The 19347-nt window shown below is 43.3% G+C and carries 21 protein-coding genes; 8 read left to right on the forward strand and 13 right to left on the reverse strand.

What is annotated here, in order from left to right; translation table 11 throughout:
- Positions 1–200: 200 nt before the first annotated feature.
- From NCTC9997_RS15225 to NCTC9997_RS07030, 4 genes are all read right to left on the reverse strand, one after another.
- Positions 201–779, reverse strand: a complete 579-nt coding sequence (locus NCTC9997_RS15225) for a hypothetical protein (RefSeq protein WP_197665254.1) — start codon at positions 777–779, stop codon at positions 201–203.
- Entirely contained in the window at positions 763–1221 is a 459-nt protein-coding gene (locus NCTC9997_RS15230; RefSeq protein WP_197665255.1) for a DUF7828 domain-containing protein, read from the reverse strand. The genes NCTC9997_RS15225 and NCTC9997_RS15230 overlap by 17 nt, the downstream gene beginning before the upstream one ends.
- Positions 1222–2170: 949 nt before the next feature.
- Complete coding sequence (locus NCTC9997_RS07025; protein ID WP_064977675.1) at positions 2171–2668, reverse strand: GNAT family N-acetyltransferase; 498 nt, start codon at positions 2666–2668, stop codon at positions 2171–2173.
- Positions 2668–2940: a type II toxin-antitoxin system TacA family antitoxin gene (locus NCTC9997_RS07030; RefSeq protein ID WP_064977676.1), complete on the reverse strand. Its 273-nt coding sequence runs from the start codon at positions 2938–2940 to the stop codon at positions 2668–2670. Before NCTC9997_RS07030 ends, NCTC9997_RS07025 begins: the two co-directional genes overlap by 1 nt.
- Before the next feature lie 299 nt (positions 2941–3239).
- Here NCTC9997_RS07030 and NCTC9997_RS07035 point away from each other — a divergent pair, with 299 nt between their 5' ends.
- Together NCTC9997_RS07035 and NCTC9997_RS07040 are read left to right on the forward strand one after the other, a co-directional pair.
- Positions 3240–3650 (forward strand): VOC family protein, encoded by a 411-nt coding sequence (locus NCTC9997_RS07035; RefSeq protein WP_064977677.1) that lies wholly within the window; start codon positions 3240–3242, stop codon positions 3648–3650.
- Positions 3651–4400: 750 nt separating this feature from the next.
- Entirely contained in the window at positions 4401–4589 is a 189-nt protein-coding gene (locus NCTC9997_RS07040; RefSeq protein WP_156669252.1) for a hypothetical protein, read from the forward strand.
- A 488-nt stretch (positions 4590–5077) separates the two neighbouring features.
- Here NCTC9997_RS07040 and NCTC9997_RS07045 read toward each other — a convergent pair whose 3' ends face one another.
- The 3 genes from NCTC9997_RS07045 to NCTC9997_RS07055 all read right to left on the reverse strand — a co-directional run bounded on the left by NCTC9997_RS07045 (position 5078) and on the right by NCTC9997_RS07055 (position 7069).
- Complete coding sequence (locus NCTC9997_RS07045; protein ID WP_064977679.1) at positions 5078–5329, reverse strand: hypothetical protein; 252 nt, start codon at positions 5327–5329, stop codon at positions 5078–5080.
- A 424-nt stretch (positions 5330–5753) separates the two neighbouring features.
- Positions 5754–6257: a hypothetical protein gene (locus NCTC9997_RS07050; protein ID WP_082935587.1), complete on the reverse strand. Its 504-nt coding sequence runs from the start codon at positions 6255–6257 to the stop codon at positions 5754–5756.
- 104 nt (positions 6258–6361) lie between these two features.
- Complete coding sequence (locus NCTC9997_RS07055) at positions 6362–7069, reverse strand: SIR2 family NAD-dependent protein deacylase (protein ID WP_064977681.1); 708 nt, start codon at positions 7067–7069, stop codon at positions 6362–6364.
- Positions 7070–7163: 94 nt separating this feature from the next.
- Between NCTC9997_RS07055 and NCTC9997_RS07060 the strand changes: the two genes are divergently transcribed.
- Complete coding sequence (locus NCTC9997_RS07060; protein ID WP_064977682.1) at positions 7164–7451, forward strand: cyclic-phosphate processing receiver domain-containing protein; 288 nt, start codon at positions 7164–7166, stop codon at positions 7449–7451.
- 362 nt (positions 7452–7813) lie between these two features.
- Here NCTC9997_RS07060 and NCTC9997_RS07065 read toward each other — a convergent pair whose 3' ends face one another.
- Positions 7814–8134, reverse strand: coding sequence for a hypothetical protein (locus NCTC9997_RS07065; RefSeq protein ID WP_064977683.1), 321 nt, complete (start codon positions 8132–8134; stop codon positions 7814–7816).
- Positions 8135–8771: 637 nt separating this feature from the next.
- Between NCTC9997_RS07065 and NCTC9997_RS07070 the strand changes: the two genes are divergently transcribed.
- The gene (locus NCTC9997_RS07070) at positions 8772–9461 is read left to right on the forward strand and encodes a class I SAM-dependent methyltransferase (RefSeq protein ID WP_064977684.1); all 690 of its coding nucleotides are present in this window, start codon (positions 8772–8774) and stop codon (positions 9459–9461) included.
- A gap of 334 nt (positions 9462–9795) precedes the next feature.
- Here NCTC9997_RS07070 and NCTC9997_RS07075 read toward each other — a convergent pair whose 3' ends face one another.
- Together NCTC9997_RS07075 and NCTC9997_RS07080 are read right to left on the reverse strand one after the other, a co-directional pair.
- Positions 9796–10284: a hypothetical protein gene (locus tag NCTC9997_RS07075; RefSeq protein ID WP_064977685.1), complete on the reverse strand. Its 489-nt coding sequence runs from the start codon at positions 10282–10284 to the stop codon at positions 9796–9798.
- Positions 10285–10673: 389 nt separating this feature from the next.
- Positions 10674–11222, reverse strand: a complete 549-nt coding sequence (locus NCTC9997_RS07080; RefSeq protein ID WP_064977686.1) for a sugar O-acetyltransferase — start codon at positions 11220–11222, stop codon at positions 10674–10676.
- Positions 11223–11603: 381 nt separating this feature from the next.
- Here NCTC9997_RS07080 and NCTC9997_RS07085 point away from each other — a divergent pair, with 381 nt between their 5' ends.
- Positions 11604–12161 carry a hypothetical protein gene (locus NCTC9997_RS07085; protein ID WP_152136289.1) on the forward strand — a complete coding sequence of 186 codons (558 nt, stop codon included), beginning with the start codon at positions 11604–11606 and terminating at the stop codon, positions 12159–12161.
- A gap of 571 nt (positions 12162–12732) precedes the next feature.
- Here the strand turns inward: NCTC9997_RS07085 and NCTC9997_RS07090 are convergent.
- Complete coding sequence (locus tag NCTC9997_RS07090) at positions 12733–13128, reverse strand: NUDIX hydrolase (RefSeq protein ID WP_064977688.1); 396 nt, start codon at positions 13126–13128, stop codon at positions 12733–12735.
- A 575-nt stretch (positions 13129–13703) separates the two neighbouring features.
- The gene (gene pfkB, locus NCTC9997_RS07095) at positions 13704–14636 is read right to left on the reverse strand and encodes a 6-phosphofructokinase II (protein WP_064977689.1); all 933 of its coding nucleotides are present in this window, start codon (positions 14634–14636) and stop codon (positions 13704–13706) included.
- Positions 14637–14834: 198 nt separating this feature from the next.
- Between pfkB and NCTC9997_RS07100 the strand changes: the two genes are divergently transcribed.
- Complete coding sequence (locus NCTC9997_RS07100; protein WP_197665256.1) at positions 14835–15362, forward strand: GNAT family N-acetyltransferase; 528 nt, start codon at positions 14835–14837, stop codon at positions 15360–15362.
- 74 nt (positions 15363–15436) lie between these two features.
- Here the strand turns inward: NCTC9997_RS07100 and NCTC9997_RS07105 are convergent, their stop codons facing one another.
- Complete coding sequence (locus tag NCTC9997_RS07105; RefSeq protein WP_064977691.1) at positions 15437–16045, reverse strand: arylesterase; 609 nt, start codon at positions 16043–16045, stop codon at positions 15437–15439.
- On the opposite strand from NCTC9997_RS07105, the gene NCTC9997_RS07110 reads away from it, so the two are divergent.
- Together NCTC9997_RS07110 and NCTC9997_RS07115 are read left to right on the forward strand one after the other, a co-directional pair.
- Positions 16044–16733: an ABC transporter ATP-binding protein gene (locus NCTC9997_RS07110; protein WP_064977692.1), complete on the forward strand. Its 690-nt coding sequence runs from the start codon at positions 16044–16046 to the stop codon at positions 16731–16733. The genes NCTC9997_RS07105 and NCTC9997_RS07110 overlap by 2 nt on opposite strands.
- A gap of 129 nt (positions 16734–16862) precedes the next feature.
- Positions 16863–19310, forward strand: coding sequence for an ABC transporter permease (locus NCTC9997_RS07115; protein ID WP_064977693.1), 2448 nt, complete (start codon positions 16863–16865; stop codon positions 19308–19310).
- Positions 19311–19347: the final 37 nt, after the last annotated feature.

Here is a 19347-nt window from a genome sequence, read left to right on the forward strand (position 1 = left end):
TTGTTTAGTGGGTCGGCAAGTCTAGTGTTTTTAGCTACCTTGGGGTTTCAGCTAACAAAAAACTCAACAGGGACATTTTGAAATGGGCATTCGCTGCGCAAATTTTACGCCCATTTCAAACCACTGCGCACGCAGGCGTGCTCCGTTATGCCCCTTAGTAAGAAGTTATCTGTATTTAACTCATTAATAGTTCATCTAAGTTATTTTTTAGAAGTAGGCTTGTACCAATTACAATCTGCCGCTTGGTTAGATGAGCAAGTGAATTTTTTTCCTCTACAAAAAATTGGATTTGAACGATCATACCCTCGATTTTCGCCATGAAAATTACATAGAAAGCAATTTCGTATTTTTACCCCACGTTTTGATGCAAGCTCTACTTGTTGAACGAATAGTGCACCACTAACCTCTGTTAACTCGAATAGTTCATTGTCTTGTTCACGATGGTCTTTTATAAAATTTGAATATATGATTTTTCCATTGTTTCTTAAGAGAAGAGAATAGTGAGAAGCAAAGGTGGAATATTGTAATATTGATTTCCCTGATGAATAAACAAAAAAGCCGTAACACTTATTCTTAGCACATTTACATTCAGCATCTGTTATTGCAGTTGTTGAATGGTTAAATCCTATAAACATGGCGTCATTTTTTGATAAATGAGCTTTGGAAATTTTCTCAATATCACTTCCATCTTCAAGTGGTATTTCAATTATACGATTCCCCGATGATGACTTTTCCTGTGATAGAAAGTGAGTTACTGCTATTTCAATATATTTTGTCATTGGGAAATCCTTTACGGCTAATAAGTAAATCAGGAGTGAATTGGTTGTCACGAGTTTCTATGGTGATATCATGATAGTAATCGGTTAGGTCATATGTTTTTTCTACGCTACCCAAATCGCAGTTAGTCAAAATTAAAGGTCTGAACTTTTCGCATTTCTTTTCTGCCTCTAGGGTGATGTAAAATGGGGCGTTATTTTCCAGACACCTTTTGTATGTTTCAAAGAAAACAGTTTTTCCTAGGTTATGCAAGTATGTCTCACCATTACATTCTATTTTTACTTTGTGTGCAAAATGCGGTTGTTTATGTTCCCCGTTAACTTTGGCGGTAAGTAAGTTCCCGCAACCTAGGCAAGTGTAGGTGTCTGTTACAGGTTTATTAGCAATATCATCAGCAGAAATTATTCTTCCATCTGATTGTTTTGCGAATTTATACTTTGCCATGTATTCGACCTGTAGATTAAGCAGCGTTGTGCGTATTTAAATTTTAAATAACATGGTGGTTGGCTCTTATAAATCATGTCAAAATTTTATTTTTGTTGTTTGGGTTTGGTTCACAGAACAGATAACAAAAAGTTGAACAGGGACATTTTGAAATGAGCATTCGCTACGCGAATTTTGTGCCCATTTCAAACCGCTGCGCATGCAAGCATGCTACGCTATGCCCCGGTAACTAAATGTTAGCTGAAAGGCGAATTTAATAGGCTTTTGTGGGTTAAATTTGAGCACTAGGCATAGATTATTGTCACGGCTCAATTGTATTTTTTCTTCGATTTACCTTTTGCGTCGCATGGGTGAGTTGGCTTGGCTGCTTCATCGTTTAAGTAAATATCGCATTCATTCCAGTAGCGTATTCGGCGTAGTCCGGAAAAGTTGCCGATGCATCTTCAGCGTTCACTGTAAGTCAGTATTCTTTCCATTCCTGAATATTGTTTGCGAATGGCCGCGTTGAAGTTTCTACGGTGTAGGAGAATGTAATCCTGTTTTCTTTCCCGTCAGCTGGTTCTACTGAAACGGGTAGTTTTGGAATAGTAAGGTTTGCTACAACTGCGAAATCGTATTCTTTCCTCTGGTTTGCATGGTCTTTAGCTGCACGAAATCAGAGTTCTTTTGCACAACAGGTGGCGAATGGTCGAGTCACGTGGAAGTGTGGGAATAGAATAGGGCAAGTACAATGCTCGCCAAGGTCTATTGTCCTTGCTTAGGTTGTTTGGTGGGTCGGTAAGTGTAGCGTTTTTAGCTACCTTGGGGTTTCAGCTAACAAAAAACTCAACAGGGACATTTTGAAATGGGCATTCGCTGCGCGAACTTTACGCCCATTTCAAACCACTGCGCATGCAAGCATGCTCCGTTATGCCCCTTAGTTAGAAGTTAGTTTGCGGAAAGAAATTGATTACTCATCTAGGCTAGATCTGATGTCTGCTATTGTGATGAATAGTTTATTATCAGTCTCAGTAAATGGCGTGAATCCATATTTCGTATAGAAATTCTCGGCACCATCTTTTGCATCAACAATGATTACAGGAAAGGCTACGGTATTACTTGCTTGCAGCAACTTCTTTAGTGCATCGATTAATAACCATTCACCAATGCCTTTTCCTTTGTAACGCTTATCAATGGCTAACCGAGCAATCAAACCACCTGATGTAGACGATTGGTGTTTCTTCTGGAGTTGCGGTGGTAATGCTTTAAGATCTATCGGTGTCATAGTTAGCGTATAAAAGCCAACTATGATCCGTGGGTCGTTGTCATCTTCCAGCACAAAGGTGCGTGAGTTGTCGCGTTTTGCCTGCTGGCTCGCCATCACCTTGAGATAGTTATTCAATGCATCGACACCACAATCAAAGTGATGTCTTTCATGTTTACTTTTATCAAGTAGTACGGTTTCCATTACAGGGTTTTGTCCTTATAACGTGCGGCAGCAGCTTTGAGTTTGTCATTAGATTTGGCGGGTTGATCCAGAGCTTCAACCAGAAGCATGGCATCGCGTTGACTGAGCTTAAGTGCTTGTTCACGTTCGAGGATTTGTTTTGCTTTTTCAATGGCAGCATTGAGCACAAACGAGTTGATGCTGGACATACCGGCCAATGCAGCTGCCTTAGTGAGCAGATCTTGTGTATCAACGTCAACACGAGCGGTGATACGAGGTAGTGTAGTTGCCATAAGTCCTCCGTACATCAGTGTGTCAAAATGACACATGTATAGTATAGAGGTTGTCTGCAAAGTGTTCAATGGAAACCCCGAAGGCATGCAACTAACAAAGAGTTAAGCAGGGACATTTTGAAATGGGCATACAATTCGCGTAGCGAATGCCCATTTCAAATCGCTGCGCACGCAGGCGTGCTACGCTATGCCCGGTAACTAAGTGTTATGTGCTTGTGTGAAAATGCTCTATCTAAGAAGCATTAAGAATGGTAAAAAGCTAATCATATAATTTGAACTGTGAGTTACACGGAGTGTATATGATCTCACGAGAATCCATACTCAGAGTTGCGCGGCCAACAGATAACCTAGATAAAATTAAATATATGTATATGACTGGCCTTGGATTTTCATTACTTGGTGAGTTTTACGATCATGATGGTTTTGATGGCGTCATCTTGGGGCATGACAATCACAATTATCATTTAGAATTTACTCATCACAAAGGTCAAGTTGTAGGCTGTGCGCCAACAAAAGATAATCTTCTAGTCTTTTACGTTCCTAATAATGCAGAGTGGGCGAGTGGATGCTCACAAATGGCTATGGCCGGATTTAATGAGACTAAATCATATAATCCATATTGGGATGTGGTTGGTAAAACCTTTGAAGATATTGATGGCTATCGAGTTGTGCTGCAAAATCGGCAGTGGGTAACATCACCACGCACATAACAAAAAATTCAAGCAGGGACATGTTGAAATGAGCATTCGCTGCGCGAATTTTACGCTCATTTCAAACCACTTCGCACGCAGGCGTGCTCCGCTATGCCCCTTAATTAAATGTTATCAGGAGATCAGCTTATGCACTGCATTTAGCTAATATAACCTTATGCACTAATATCTTAATTACATGGGCTCTTTTGTTTCATTTTTTTATTTGCAAGCCAAATAACTACAGCAAAAAAAACAGCAGCTCCAATTAAAATTACGTTTGTTGTAGTGGATGCTTTAAAGTGAGACATCCATTGTGTATATAAATGAATTATGGAGAATGTCGCTGAAATGTTTAAACACCATCGATTTTTGTGTTTCCATGACCACAGCATCGTTATCAATAGCATAGCAGTCCACATTAATGAAAACGCAGATTGTGGTATGATTTGTATTAGGCTTTCTACAAACATAGTACTCAACCAAAATCCAATGTTAGCCAAAATCAGGCTGGTTTTTAGTGCTGTAATTGTTATGCTTTTGTATTCTGTTTTCACTTTCGTCGAAATTACATAAAGTACAATGGTTAATGTGCTGAAAATGATAATAGTGGTAGAGTATTCTGGCATTATAAACAAATACCTTGGGATATAGTCGTATTTATCCGCGCAGGCACTAGCAGAAACCATCAATACGCTAAGGCATGAAAGTAGGCTACTCTTTGAAAATATACTAATCAAAGTGAGTATGATGGTTACGGTGACAAACGAGATGAAATTGTTATTTGTAATAGAAGCAACTCCTAAACCGGCGATTAACGATCCAATTAAAATGCATGTGTTAGAAATAGTTTTTCATTGCTTAAATCTACTGCGCAATAATAATAGGCCAGTAAAAAGTACACATAATCCAACTGTAATTACCGTGGTTGTTGTTGGGAATCTAACAAGAATGAAATAACTAGCCATTATGGTTAATAGGCCAATTAGAAGATTTAGTGCTAGATAATTTTTTGTTTTTCCTGGTAACATAGTAAGTTTGTCATACTCAGCTTGCGTAATACAACCCTTGCTTAATAGTTGTTCTAGGTCTAGCGTTTTTTTCATTTAAAATCCCTTGGCATTTTTCAAACAGAACTAAAAACAATACCAGCCTCAATACTAACTCGCCATCTTGTCATACATAATACAGCAAATGTTTGTGTTTCTAAATGATTTTAGTGGGGGAATGAAGTCGATATCCTTTATTGTTAGCTGCAACACATCTAGCCTTTCATTAATCGAGTTCCTTGATAACAAAAAGCTAAAGCAGGGACATTTTGAAATGGGCATTCACTGCGTGAATTTTATGCCCATTTCAAACCGCTGCGCACGCGAGCGTGCTACGCTATGCCCCTTAGCTAAATGTTATCTGAAAGGCGAATTTAATAGGCTTTCGTGGTTTAAATTTTAGGCCGTAGCCAAGCTAATTTTCGCGGGGCAATTGTATTCTTTCTTCGGTTTAGCTTCAGCGTCGAATGGTCGAGTTGTCTTGGCTACAGTGCTATTTACGTAAATATTGTATTCTTTCCATTCTTTCCATTCTTTCCATTCTTGAACATAGTTGGCGAATGTGCGCGTTGCAGTTTCAGCGGTATAGGCGAATGTAATCCAGCTTGCTTTCCCGTCAGTTGGTTCTGCTGCAACGGGTAGTTTTGGCATAGCATAGCTTGCTGCAACTGAGAAATTGTATTCTTTCCTGTTGGACGCTTGGTTTTTAGCCGCACGAAATCAGTGCTTTTTCACACAATTGAAGCTGAACGGTCGAGTCACGTGGAAGTTCATCTGTAGAATAGGGGCATTACAGTGCACGCCGAGCAAAATCGCTTTTACTTAAGGCGGTATCGTGGGGCGGTTACTGCTTGCTTTTAGCAACCTTGGGGTTTCAGATAACAAGAAATTCAAGCAGGGACATTTTGAAATGAGCATTCGCTGCGCGAATTTTACGCTCATTTCAAACCACTTCGCACGCAGGCGTGCTACGCTATGCCCCTTAGCTAAATGTTATCAAAGTTAAAATCGGCTCAACTGTGTTATTCTCTTAGCTGATTACCGCCGCAGCAAGATGCTACGGCGAATGAAGATATTATGATTCGGACTCCTCTTGTCCAAATATTCTGTATGTCGGGAAGTGTAAATTATCGTCATATAGATACCTAAATGCCGAAACTTCAGGTAATAGATTTCTTCTGTTACCCCAATTGTAGACATGAGTCTCTAGCGGAATATCATTACTGACGGTATTTATGTTTGATGAGTTCAATGCGGGAGAGTGTGTGAAGATTAGTAGCTTTTCTGCTACAGAGATCTGCTCGCTCCATTCTTTATCGGAAATTTCCTCATTTCCAGCAAACCGTCCAACATAAATTTTTAGCTCATTTTCATCTTGCACATATCCCCATTTAGTATGTTGAAGAATACGAACACCAAATGTTTGATATGTGGCTTGACCTATGTATAACAAGACATTTGAGCCATAAACTGTATGAACGCCATAGGCTTGATATAGGCCATAATCTTTTCCAGAGTTCATGCTCTTAATTTGTTCTAGTGAGTATGGGCCATCCCATTGGATATGTATCTTTTTCATATTGCTAGTATTTATATTTGCCATGTTCGTTAAGTAATTTTATAAATATAAAGTCATGTGATTTATTTGTGGGTGAGGTTTTTTTATGCGCTAGTTGTTCTCGCTTAGTAATTTGCTAGCCATTTAGTAACTAGATTAGGTACTGCGATGCTTGCTCGTTCTTGAATAAATTTAAACCCATAAGGTCGTTTTTGGGGATGCAAGGAAATGATGATTTTTTCTGCTTGTTTAGGTGATAGCTTTAGCAGTGTATTTGTAGGGTATACAGAGAGAGATGTACCAATAACTAAAACCTTATCAGCGGTAGATATGTGATGTTGGCATAGGTCAAAGTTGCGCACATCTTCACCAAATAGGACAACATCTGGGCGGAGTTGACGGTGGTCAGTTGCCAAGTCACCAATAAAAATAGGTTTTCCGTTTAATTTTATTCGTGCAGTAGCGTCTTTTTCACTGTGTGCATAATCGATCTCACCATGCACATGTATAACTGTTTGTGATCCCGCTTTTTCATGCAGGTTATCTACATTTTGCGTTATTATGACAACTTCATACTTTTCTTCTAAACGCTGTAGTGATAAATGAGCCTCATTTGGATCTGCTTTTAATGTTAGATCTCTTCTGTCATTAAAAAAATTAAGTACCGCGCCGGGATCGCGCTGCCAAGCATCAATGCTGGCAAGTTTAGTCCACGAAAACCTCTGCCAGAGTCCATCTGAACTTCTAAACGTTGGGATTCCGCTTTCTGCACTGATTCCAGCACCAGAAAGAATAACAATCTTTTGTGTATGTGGTGATTGTAAGCAGTGCATGTGAACTTCAAAAAATCCTTGTTGACATTATGTCGTATAAAGTCTATAGACCATATCATGATTCAGCTTATTGTAGTAGTCATATGGAGTTTGTGTGAGGATTTTTCTTGATGACGAACGGGTGACTCCACCCGGATGGGTTAGAACATACTGGCCTGATGAGGCTATTAAGCTATTAGACAAGGGGGGCGTGACAGAAATTAGCCTTGATCATGATTTAGGTGATGATACCCGTGGTACTGGATATGACGTCATAGTTTGGATTGAGGAAGCGGTAATAACGCGTGGTTTTATTCCGCCAATAATAAAAGTTCATTCAGCAAACTCTTCTGCTAAAGTTAAGATGCAACTCGGTATTGATAATATAAATAGATATAGGTGAGTTTTTCTACCAGATGTTATTTTGATAACAAAAAGTTGAAGCAGGGACATTTTGAAATGGGCATTCGCTGCGCGAATTTTATGCCCATTTCAAACCGCTGCGCCCGCAAGCGTGCTGCGCTATGCCCCTTAACTAAATGTTATCAGGAAAGGCATTTAACCTATGTTTGAGTCGAATATAATAATTGTAAGGTTGCCATGGTAGAGTGCTACGGAAGATAGTAAGCATTACATTTTTAACGTAGCATTAAGGTGTGAGCAGTACTACTACCAAACCTACTCATATCACTGTAAATAAAAAAACCAACGAAGACATCAAAAATGCCAAACGTTGGGAATTAATCTTAAATGCTTTGATATATATTAAATTGAATTACTTTCATATATTTCAAAGCTTGGTGCCTCTGAGTCACAGCCTTCTGGCTTGCTCAGCAGATAGATATCTTCTATGACTGCATACCCGTCAAAACCTGATCTTCTTGCGATTACTAACCATTCAAAAATACCATGCTCAGACTCTGCGTAATAGATATCTTCCATAACATCATCATCCGGCTCTTTATAGCCGCTACTAGGTTCTTGACGAATTTTTCGGTTTTTTAAATAAATATCATTAATCTCGAAAGACTCATTTCTGTAAGTATAACCTATAGAATAACCATTCCATTTTATTTGCCAAGCCATATGAACTTCCTTTAAGTTTAACTAGCCACTTCTCATATATGGGGGCTAGTTTTGGTAATTCAAGCCTATTTTTACACATAACAGCACTTTAAGTGGAGTTTCCCCTATAGCATAGTAATACTTCCCATGCTTCCGGTTGCTGAAATGAAAAATATTATGCAATATTGAGTGTCGCATGCTGCCGTTTGGTTAATCGTTGGGTTGTGTGCAGGGTGTGAGAGTACACATTGCTGTGCAAGCATCGAATTCCGTGATAACAAAAAATTGAAGCTGAGACATTTTGAAATGGGCATTCGCTACGCGAATTTTACGCCCATTTCAAACCACTGCGCACGCAGGCGTGCTCCGTTATGCCCCTTAACTAAATGTTATCAGGAGTTGTGCGGAATTACCTTTTGTGGCGAATGCTAATTAATGATTTGGCGTGTATTGTGAAATCTACAAGTTGCAGGAGTGAACTGGGCGAATTTGCTGTGCTAGTTTGCAAACAAAACATTACATAAAGTGTAACCCTCTGATTTATCGAACTAGTTAAATTGCTTGCATGTGATGTGGTTTACTGTAGTGTGAAATGTACACTAATTTTGTCATCTATAAAAATATATGACTTAGTTAATCTAACCAACTTAAGGCATATATGACTAATAAATTGCGACTTCGCTATCAAACGATCGAGATTGGTAGCCATGACATGCATCTGTGCACTTTACGTGATAAGCAGCAGTTCTCTGATCCAAAAGATGTAGCGCGTGATCTAGGCATATCATCTGCAACGTGGCCAATCTTTGGCGTAGTGTGGCCATCAAGTCTTGTGCTTGCTCATCACATGCTCGATTTTGACATTTCAGGCAAGCGGATATTAGAAGTTGGTTGTGGTATGGCAGTAACGAGTCATTTACTTAACAAAAGAAATGCGGATATTACGGCGACAGATTATCATCCAGAGGTACAGCAATTTTTAGATCGCAACACTCAGCTTAATGACGGTGAAAATATTGCATTTGAACGTCTTGATTGGGCTGGTGAAGATAGTCATTTGGGATTATTCGACGTTATCATTGGCAGCGACTTACTTTATGAAGATGAGCATGTGGATTTACTCGCAGGATTTATCCAAAAACATGCAAATCAGCAGTGTGCGGTCATCATTGTTGATCCTGGCCGTGGAAGAAAAAGTAAGTTTAGTAAGAAAATGGTTGAGTACGGATTTGGCTATGATCATATCAAACCTGAACATACAGAATTTTTAAGTAAAGATTTCAATGGCTATATATTGAGATTTTACCGTGGTTTTGTTGATGAAGTTAACAACACCATAAACGCTTAATATTTAGAGTTAGTTCGTATATTTTTAGCTTACTCCAAAGTTGCTGAGCCTGCATCTAGCTCCGTGATAACAAAAAGCTCAAGCAGGGACATTTTGAAATGGGCATTCACTACGTGAATTTTATGCCCATTTCAAACCACTTCGCACGCAAGCGCGCTTCGCTATGCCCCTTAGCTAAATGTTATCAGGAAAGGCATTTATTTAATGTTTTCGGCGCATGAGAGAATTGTAATATTGCCGTAGTAGGTACTACGGCGACGGCGAATGAGAAATATTATATTCTTGACTATAAGCTAAGCGGCGCAGCTTGCTGCGTCCGCTCTTGAGCGCCTTGTTAGCTCTTGGTTATCTTTTTAAAGCAGTGATAAATCTCACCATCACTCTCATCTTTTAGTGACAGCTCTGTTTTTGATAACTTTAATATTTGTGCTGATTCACTAATATTTTGAGGGAACATTTTTTCAAGATTCATTATATTGTCGAATTCTGGATGACTTACATTTACTAGCTTTATCTCTGCGGTTGTAGATATGAGATAACCATCTTTTATTTCCCAACTTCCACTATCTGCATATAAATACTCCAGCTCAGGGAGTTCAGGATAGTTTAGTTTCATGTTGCCAAGGCTATTAAATTTTCCATTTCTAATATATGTTGAATCTACTTCATATGATATTTTTCCCGCATCTTCCTCTATAACTACTTTGCAGTTCCAAGTTCCGTAAAATAATTTGCTTTTATCTATTTCAATTTCAGAATTATTGGCACGTGCTGAAGATGATGCGATTAAAAAAGTTAAGATTAAGTAAATTAGAGGTTTCATAAACTTCCTTTTGATTGTATAGAGCTAACAGCATATTATGCGGAAAGTTTCCTTATAGTAACGTGGTATGCACTCTGAGTCACCAGATTAAAGTTATGTAGTGTGCTGCGTAGTGATTTTAATTGTGAAAGTAGAGTGGCTCATGCTTTGAGTACGCAAAACACATTGCAGAGTGGGCATCGGTTCCATGATAACAAAAAGTTAAAGCAGGGACATTTTGAAATGGGCATTCGCTACGCGAATTTTATGCCCATTTCAAACCACTTCGCACGCAAGCGTGCTTCGTTATGCCCCTTAACTAAATGTTATCTGGAAGTGTATTGAATTCATAATTACTGCGAACGTAATTACTTGTAATAGTGCCGTAGTGAATACTACGGCGAATGTTTTTATTGGTCTAATTCTTTAATTGTTTTTGCTGGCGTGCCGCCGACTAACGTATCCGGCGGAACATCTTTTGTGACAACAGAGCCAGCGGCTATCACTGAGCGTGCGCCAATAGTTACGCCCTGACAAATCACCACATTTCCTCCGATCCATACGTCATCTTCAACCACGATTGGTAGGCTGCTGCATTCCCAGTTTCTACGCTGTTTGTAATTAAGTGAATGTGTAGGTGTGTAGAACTGAGCGTTGGGGCCAATCAGTACGTTGTTTCCGATAGTAATCGGGGCATTGTCGAGCATTGTAGCGCCCATATTGATGAATGTATTATCACCAATAGAAATGGTTTTACCGTATTCACATAAGAAGGGCGGGCAAATGACAGAGTCTCTACCTACATGTTTGAGTAGCTGAGCAACAAACGGTTTTCCATCCTCAAATTGATGCGAATTGATCTTTTTGAGCAGGGTAAATGCTTGTTTTCTCTGTATCCCAAATTCAGGGCTAAAGGCATCATACTCCAAGCCTAAGCACATCTTTTCGAATTCAGTCATAGTGTCTCCATCTCAACAACAGTTCAGCAACTCAACTGGGTTTGTGATAGTACCAAACGCCTGAAATTATACTGTGACTGGAGCGGCATCATGCAGTCTGTTGGAAAAGAAGAGTAAGGTAGGGTGTTGGGGCGGAAACATTGTGCTTTTAGCAGCATCGGTTCCAGATAACAAACAGCCAAACAGGGACATTTTGAAATGGGAATTTGCTGCGCAAATTTTACGCCCATTTCAAACCACTGCGCACGCAGGCGTGCTCCGTTATGCCCCTTAGTAAGAAGTTATGATTTCATTAGAACTGTGCTGTTTTCTTCAAAGCTAGAATAAATCGTGTTACCTTTTAGCCAGTTTTACAGGGTATCAAATAATGCATGGAGCTGCATGATGAGGGCTTTTTTTCTTGGTGCTTTACTTGTTCTTCAACCGACAGTCTCAATGAGTACTGAAAATACTCAAATCTCATCAGAGGTTACGAGTTCTTCTGCTATTCCTGTGTTCAAAGATTTTCCTTCTTCTGCACCTTATATTGGTCCAGCAGGAAAATTAATAAAAAATTCAGAACTATCTAAAACATTCCCAACTCGACTAAGCAAAGCAATGGCTGAACCGCCGGTAATTGCTGGTGAGTATGTTATTACTGGTTGGGGGTGTGGTGGGTCTGGTTGCTACGTTGAAGCATTAGTGAATAGGAAAACCGGGCAAGTGATTGATACCACATTTAATGCATATAATTTGTGGCAAGAGAACGAGAGTGGGGATGGTGAAGATTTACGAGTTGGTGAGTGGATTGACTCGTACAATCTTAATAGTCGATTAGTTGTCACATCAAAAGTTGCTGAGGACGTTGATGATGGCAACTCACGCGAATATCTAAAGAATTATTATGTCATAAATGGTAATAGTCTAGAGCTAATTAAAACTGTTAAAGAGAGCAAATAACTTATTTTTAGGAATGTCAGTGCCTAAAATAATAACAAACAGCTCAAGCAGGGACATTTCAAACCACTGTGCACGCAAGCGTGCTCCGCTATGCCCCTTAGCTAAATGTTATCTGAAAAGCGAATTTAATAGGCTTTCGTGGTTTAAATTTCAGACCGTAGTCAAGCTAGTTTTCGTGGCGCAATTGTATTCTTTCTTCGATTTAGCTTCAGAGTCGAATGGTCGAGTCACGTGATCAATCATCGGGAGAATAGGGTAAGTTCAGGCTCGCCGAGGAAAACTGCCTTTACTTAAGGCTGTTACGTTGGTCGGCAAAACTCTGCTTTTAGCAGCCTTGGGGTTTCAGATAACAAGAAATTCAAGCAGGGACATTTTGAAATGAGCATTCGCTGCGCGAATTTTACGCTCATTTCAAACCACTGCGCACGCAAGCGTGCTTCGTTATGCCCCTTAATTAAATGTTATCAAGAAATTGTCTAAATCAACATTTGCGGTGGTGGTGAATAGTTGTGATAGGATTATCTGAAGTAAGACAGTGCCAATAAGCGGCTAAATTATTGGCACGATTCTCTTAGCTAATCATCGAATTTTTCTCTAGCCACTCTAAAGTTACTAATGTTGCGAGAGAACAAATGCTCTTATTGTCCGCACCAATGAACTTTAATTCTTCAATTTCTGACTCAGGATGTAGATGGCCGCTGTAATCAGATAAGTAGCAAGTTAACTTAACAGTAACACCTTCATCTTTTCCGTCCGCTTGCGCTTCAAATGTACCAGTGTATTTTATGGTTTCAGGTATTAAATCAACGTCTAGCTCTTCTTTTATTTCGCGGAGTAGGGCTTGCTCATCTGATTCACCAGATTCGCGCTTACCACCTGGCAGATAAAATAGTGATTTGCCTTTTGACCTAACGGTTAAAAGTTTACCGTCACGAATGAGTATCCAAGCTAATTTATCAATTATCATTTTCACTAACCTAAATTTGGTTGCAGAATAGGACTATATTCGCGGTTTGATATACTATATTGCTGAGACTTTTACCATAGCATAGGCTGCTAGTTGTGAAGTTAGTATACAAATTCTGCCATTGATAGAAAGTTAGCCTGTTATTTGGTGCTATGTATTTTGGTTGCTTTGTTAGCTGCGGATTCTTGATAACAACAAGTTCAAGCAGGGACATTTTTAAATGGGCATTCGCTGCGCGAATTTTATGCCCATTTCAAACCGCTGCGCACGCGAGCGTGCGCAGCTATGCCCCTTCGCTAAATGTTATCAGAAAAGGCATCAAATTAATATTTTAGACGCATGAGAGAATAGTAGTATTGCCGTAGTAGCGTACTACGGCGAATGAGAAATATTATACCTTTAACGCCGCATTAAGGTGTGAGCAACGCTACCACGAAAGCCAACCATACCACCGTAAACACAAAACCCAACGATGGAATGAAAAATGCCAAGCGTTGGGAATCACTCTTAAATGCTTTGTATTAGTGGCGATTAAAAATTACCCCACCTCACAGTCGTCAGCCATCACCACACCCCTAACCATTACAAATATACCCATACAGCCGCAATGTATCTTCCAAAGAACACAAGCGAGTCCCTAGATTAAGCGTTGCGGCACTACCGGCTGCGACGCCAAAGCGTACGGTATCAATGAGATCTGCGTCTTGAGATAGTTTTAATGTCATTGCGCCAACCATGCTGTCACCCGCGCCAACAGTACTCATTTTTTTCACCGGTGGTGGCACGACTTGCACGCAATGATCACGGTCTACGGCCAGTGCCCCTTGTGGCCCGAGTGACACCACTACGCGCTCGGCGGCGCCAGACAGCACTAACTCTTTGGCTGCATTGCGCACGTCATCAGGATCTTCCAAAGTTCGACCAATCAGTGCAGAGAGTTCATTTTGGTTCGGTTTGACCAACGCAATACCGCCTAAATCTAAACATGCTTTTAGGGCATCGCCAGAGCTATCGATGATGCACTGGAGACCGTTGGCTTTTGCTTGTTGCACCAGTTCGATTAATTTTTCTAACGGTGTGCCGGGAGGCAAACTGCCACTAATAACCAGAATTGAACCGGTAGGTATGGAATTGACACGCTCTGCCAGTTGGGCAAACTCAGATTGGCTTAACTGTGCTCCAGGCATCACAAAGCGAAATTGTTCGCCGCTGCTGTCTACATGGACATGCAGATTTTGCCGTGTCCAATCGGCAGTAGTTAAGGCCTCGGTCTGAATCCCTTCGCGATCAAGCAGTTCTTTGAGATGCTCGCCTGTGGGGCCGCCGATGGGAAAAATCGCATGAGCTTGACCGCCCAGATAGACGATAGCGCGCGCAACATTAATTCCACCGCCGCCCGGTTCAAATACCGGTGCGGTACAGCGCAGTTTTCCTTCCGGATACATTTTGGCCGTGGTGGTTGCGCTGTCTAATGAAGGAGACAACGTTAACGTGAATATCTCGGTCATGATAATACACCCTTAATGGTTGTCATGAGCGCACGACATGGCGCGTGAGCGGGGCGGATACGAAACTGTGCATCTATAAGCCGCGTCTCTAGAAGCTATGCATCTAAGTAAAGCATATAACCGAGAACTGATGAGCTGGCATGTAAAAGAGTGTGATGTTGCGTTGAGATATCCCTGAGCAGGCGGCTTCGTGTATAAATGAATCAATCAATTTGGAAAATCAGACAGGGAAAGCAAATGAACATATCTATCCAAAAAATCACACCACATGATGATGCAGCGATTTGCCACATTATCAAAACCGTTGGCGCTGAGTTTGGGGCAATTGGGGACGGTTTTGGTCCTTCTGATGCCGAAGTACTGCATATGAGCGAACATTACTGCGCTTCAATGCAAAGCCAATATTGGGTAGCACGTATTGATGGCGTGGTGGTGGGCGGCTGTGGCATTGCGCCATTTAATCACAGTACAGAGACCTGTGAACTGCGTAAGCTCTTTTTACTGCCGGAAGGTCGAGGCTGCGGGTTGGGGCGGCAATTAGTACAGCGATGTTTGTCTTTCGCCCAAACGCAAGGGTTTACTCAGTGTTACCTCGATACCTTAAAAAGCATGCATGCGGCGATTTCCCTGTATGAATCTTTAGGATTTGAGCATTTAGCTCAACCGCTAACGGGTACGCCACATTGTGGTTGTGATGTTTGGATGCTAAAGAAAATCAATAAGTAAATGAATACGGGGAAGTGCAGCCTGCTGTCGTACATCCCCTTTATTACTGCGTTTTATAAATTGCAGCACTGAATTTACTGCGATTTTTGCTCCAGCAGCGGCTCAATAAATGCAGCCACTTTATCGCGGATCAGTGGCTGCGCCTCGGCTGTTGGGTGGATCCCATCTCTCATCATCATTTCCGGTTTTAATGCAATATCTTCTATAAAGAAAGGGAGCAGAGGCAGGCTGTATTGCGTGGCAAGCTCAGGGAAGATTTGCTCGAACTGTCTCAGATAACGCGCACCATAGTTGCGAGGAAGTTGAATCTGGGTTAATACCACGTGAGTCTGTTGCGCTTTAGCCAACTCAATCATTTGGGTGAGGTTTTGGCGCACAAGGGCTGGGGTAAAGCCGCGCAGGCCATCATTACCACCCAGTTCAATTAGCAACCAGTCGGGTTGATGCTCAGTAAGCAGAGCGGGTAAGCGATTCAATGCACCTTGCGTTGTTTCACCGCTGACACTGGCATTAATCAGAGAGTGGTCGGTGCCCTCGGAATGCCATTTTTGCTGTAGCAATGCCGGCCAACTTTGCTCTGCCTGCATTTGATAACCGGCACTGAGGCTGTCGCCAAGAATCAGCAGTGTCTGGGCATGAACGGATGAAACCCATAAACACAAGGCAAACAGGATACGTGCCATGAATTCAACTCCCATTATTGTTGTCAGGGGCCTTGGCAAATCAGTGCGTCTTGGCCAAGAAACTCTCACTATCCTTGAAGGTATTGACTTACAAGTCAATAGCGGCGAAACCGTGGCGCTAGTCGGCGCCTCCGGCTCGGGAAAATCCACTTTGTTAGGGTTATTGGCGGGGTTGGATTTGCCTTCCGTCGGTAGCATCAGCATCTTAGGGCAATCGCTCACCGAACTGGACGAAGAAGGGCGTGCGAAATTACGTGCAGAGCAGATCGGCTTTGTATTCCAGTCATTTTTACTGCTTCCCACCATGACCGCACTTGAGAATGTCATGTTGCCGGCGGAGTTACGGGGTGAGACCGATTGTGAGCCTCGCGCCCGTGCGTTACTGGAATCCGTTGGCCTTGGCGATCGTTTACATCATTTACCTCCGCGCTTGTCGGGTGGGGAGCAGCAGCGAGTGGCGATTGCGCGTGCGTTTATGACGCGACCGCGTTTATTACTGGCGGATGAGCCGACCGGTAACCTCGATAGTAAGACCGGTGAAAAGGTGATTGAGTTGCTGTTTGCCCTTAATCGTGAACATGGCACCACGTTAGTAGTAGTGACCCACGATCGTGAATTGGCGAGCCGCTGTCAGCGTCAGGTCGTGATGGTTGCTGGCCATGTGGAGGGGCATGATGTATCGGCATGATCGCGAAAATTCTGCGCACCGCTTACCGCCAAAACCGGCCATACACCTAATAATGAGCCTAACCATAACTCGTGCAAACCGACATTCGGCTAGTCTTCATCATAAAGAACTATGCGGAGGGATGAGCATATGACGCAATGGCGATTAGGCTGGCGTCTGTTGCGCCGTGAAGGGTTTAGTGGTGAGCTACGTTGGTTTGTGTTAGCACTCGCGCTGAGTGTGGCCAGTGTTCTGAGCGTGGCGCTGGTGGCCGATCGCCTTGGCGCAGGGCTTAAAGCGTCAGGGCGTGATTTTATCGGCGCGGATCGCGTATTGCGAACGGCAACGCCAATCCCAGCGGCTTGGTTACAGCAAGCAACGCAAGAGGGATTAGCTGTACAAACCACCGTCAGCTTTAACAGCATGCTGTTTCACGGCGATGCGCTGCAGTTGGCGTCAATCCGCGCTGTGCCTGATGGTTTTCCTTTCTATGGCCGCTTAGAGTTAACGCCTAAACGGCCGCCAAAGCCCGGGGAAATCTGGTTGTCGACCAGAGTGATGCAGCTGTTGGATGCTAAAGCCGGTAACGATATTGAGGTTGGCAATACCGTGTTGCGGGTAGCGGGTCTTTTGGGAGAAGAGCCCGATCAAGGCTTTAGTCCTTTCTTACTGGCTCCGCGTGCCTTGATCCATAGTGCGGATATTGAGGCTACCGGCGCTTTGTTACCGGGGTCACGTCAGCAATGGCGATACTTGTTTAAAGGCACAACCGAAGAGCTGAACCGTTATGCCAACTGGCTAACCCCGCAGTTACAAGCCGGACAAAAATGGATTTTACCGGATGACACCGAATCCCAAGTGGGGCGCTCTTTAGGCAATGCCGAACGCTTTTTCCGATTGGCTTCGTTGTGTGGCGTATTACTCGGCGCGCTGGCTATGGGGATTGCGGTGCGGCACTTTGCCGAGCGGCAGACCAACATGGTGGCTTTGCTTAAAACCTTGGGTGCGTCGCGCGCCAGTTTATGGCAATTGATGGGATGCTTATTATTTTCACTGACATTGCTGGGCGCGCTGTTAGGCGTGGTTGCGGGCACTGCGATGCAGTGGGTGACCTTGCAATTACTCGGTGAACTGCTGCCTCCTGATTTGCCGGCGCCGTCATGGCGGCCTTTTGCGCTAGGCATTGCGGTGGCATTTTTCATCACCGCATTATTGGCGTTGATCCCGTTCTTACGCTTGCTGAAAGTACCGCCGCTGCGGGTATTGCGCCGCGAACTGGAGGCCGGTATTCCCAGTTGGTTTGCCATTCCTGTCGGGTTGCTTGGGCTATTTGCATTGGTCTGGGGATTTACCGCCGATGTGCGCTTGGCACTAGGGCTAGTCGGCGGTATGGGCATATTGATGGGGCTGCTTGCTGCCGTGGCTGCGTTATTGCTCCGCTTGAGCGCACGCATCAAAGGGCCACATGCCTTGCGATTGGCGCTGTCACATCTTTCCCGTGAGCGCGCCAGTGGGCTGTTTCAATTAGCCGGTTTTGCGCTGGCGTTAATGCTGCTCGGTTTGCTGTGGGCGGCGCGTACTGACTTGTTGGATGAGTTTGCTGCCCGTTTACCGGCTGATGCGCCTAATCGCTTTCTGGTCAATGTGGCTGAGGATGAACGTGATGCAATTGGGCAAGCGTTGCACGCCGCCGGAGCGGTGATGTCTGACTTTTACCCTGTGGTGCGAGGGCGTTTGACACATATTGCCGGTGAAGCTGTTGGCGAAGGCGCGGATACTGGGCGCGAAGGTGTCGATCGAGAACTGAACTTTACCACCACGGGTACCTTACCGGCTGATAATCAGGTGACCAGCGGCAAATGGTTGCAAGGTAAGGGGGAAGTCTCGGTTGATAGCGAATTAGCCAAGCGCCTAAACATTCAACTTGGCGATATGCTCGGTTTCACAATTGAAGGTCGCAGCTTCGAGGCGCGCGTGACCAGTTTGCGTAGTATCAAGTGGGATAACATGCGTCCGAATTTTTATATGATCTTCTCGGACGATTTGCTGGCGCCATTCTCGCGCACGTGGCTCGGAAGTTATCGCTTACCAGAGAGCGGACGGGCCGCGGAAATTGAACTTATCCGCCAACATCCGACGGTCAGCCTGATTGATGTCGATGATTTGATCACGCGTTTATCGCGGGTATCCGAGCAAGTCAGCCGGGCATTGGCATTGATGCTGGGGTTAGTGACCATTGCCGCTTTACTGGTCTTGCTGACGCAGACGCAGGCCAGTATGGCCAGTCGCCGTCGCGAGCTTTTATTGATGCGTATGCTGGGGGCCGGTAGCCATTTGCTGGGTAACATGTTGCGTTGGGAGTTGGTAGCCAGCGGTGTACTCGCCGGCTTGTGTGCCGCCACCGTAGTAGAACTCAGTTCGCTGGCGCTGCAGTGGTGGTGGTTTGATGGACAATGGCAACTGCATTGGGATATCTGGCTGGGCTTACCTTTATTTGGCGCGGTGTTGATTACACTGACCGGACAAGGTATGCGTCGGCAGCTGTTGGCCGGTACGCTGAGTGAACGATTACGAGGCTTAGGGCAAGAGTTACTGTGAGGCGTAGGGAATATCGCGCGTAATATTCGTATGCTGA

This window comes from Plesiomonas shigelloides, from assembly GCF_900087055.1.
Classification (GTDB): domain Bacteria; phylum Pseudomonadota; class Gammaproteobacteria; order Enterobacterales; family CAMTGL01; genus Plesiomonas; species Plesiomonas shigelloides.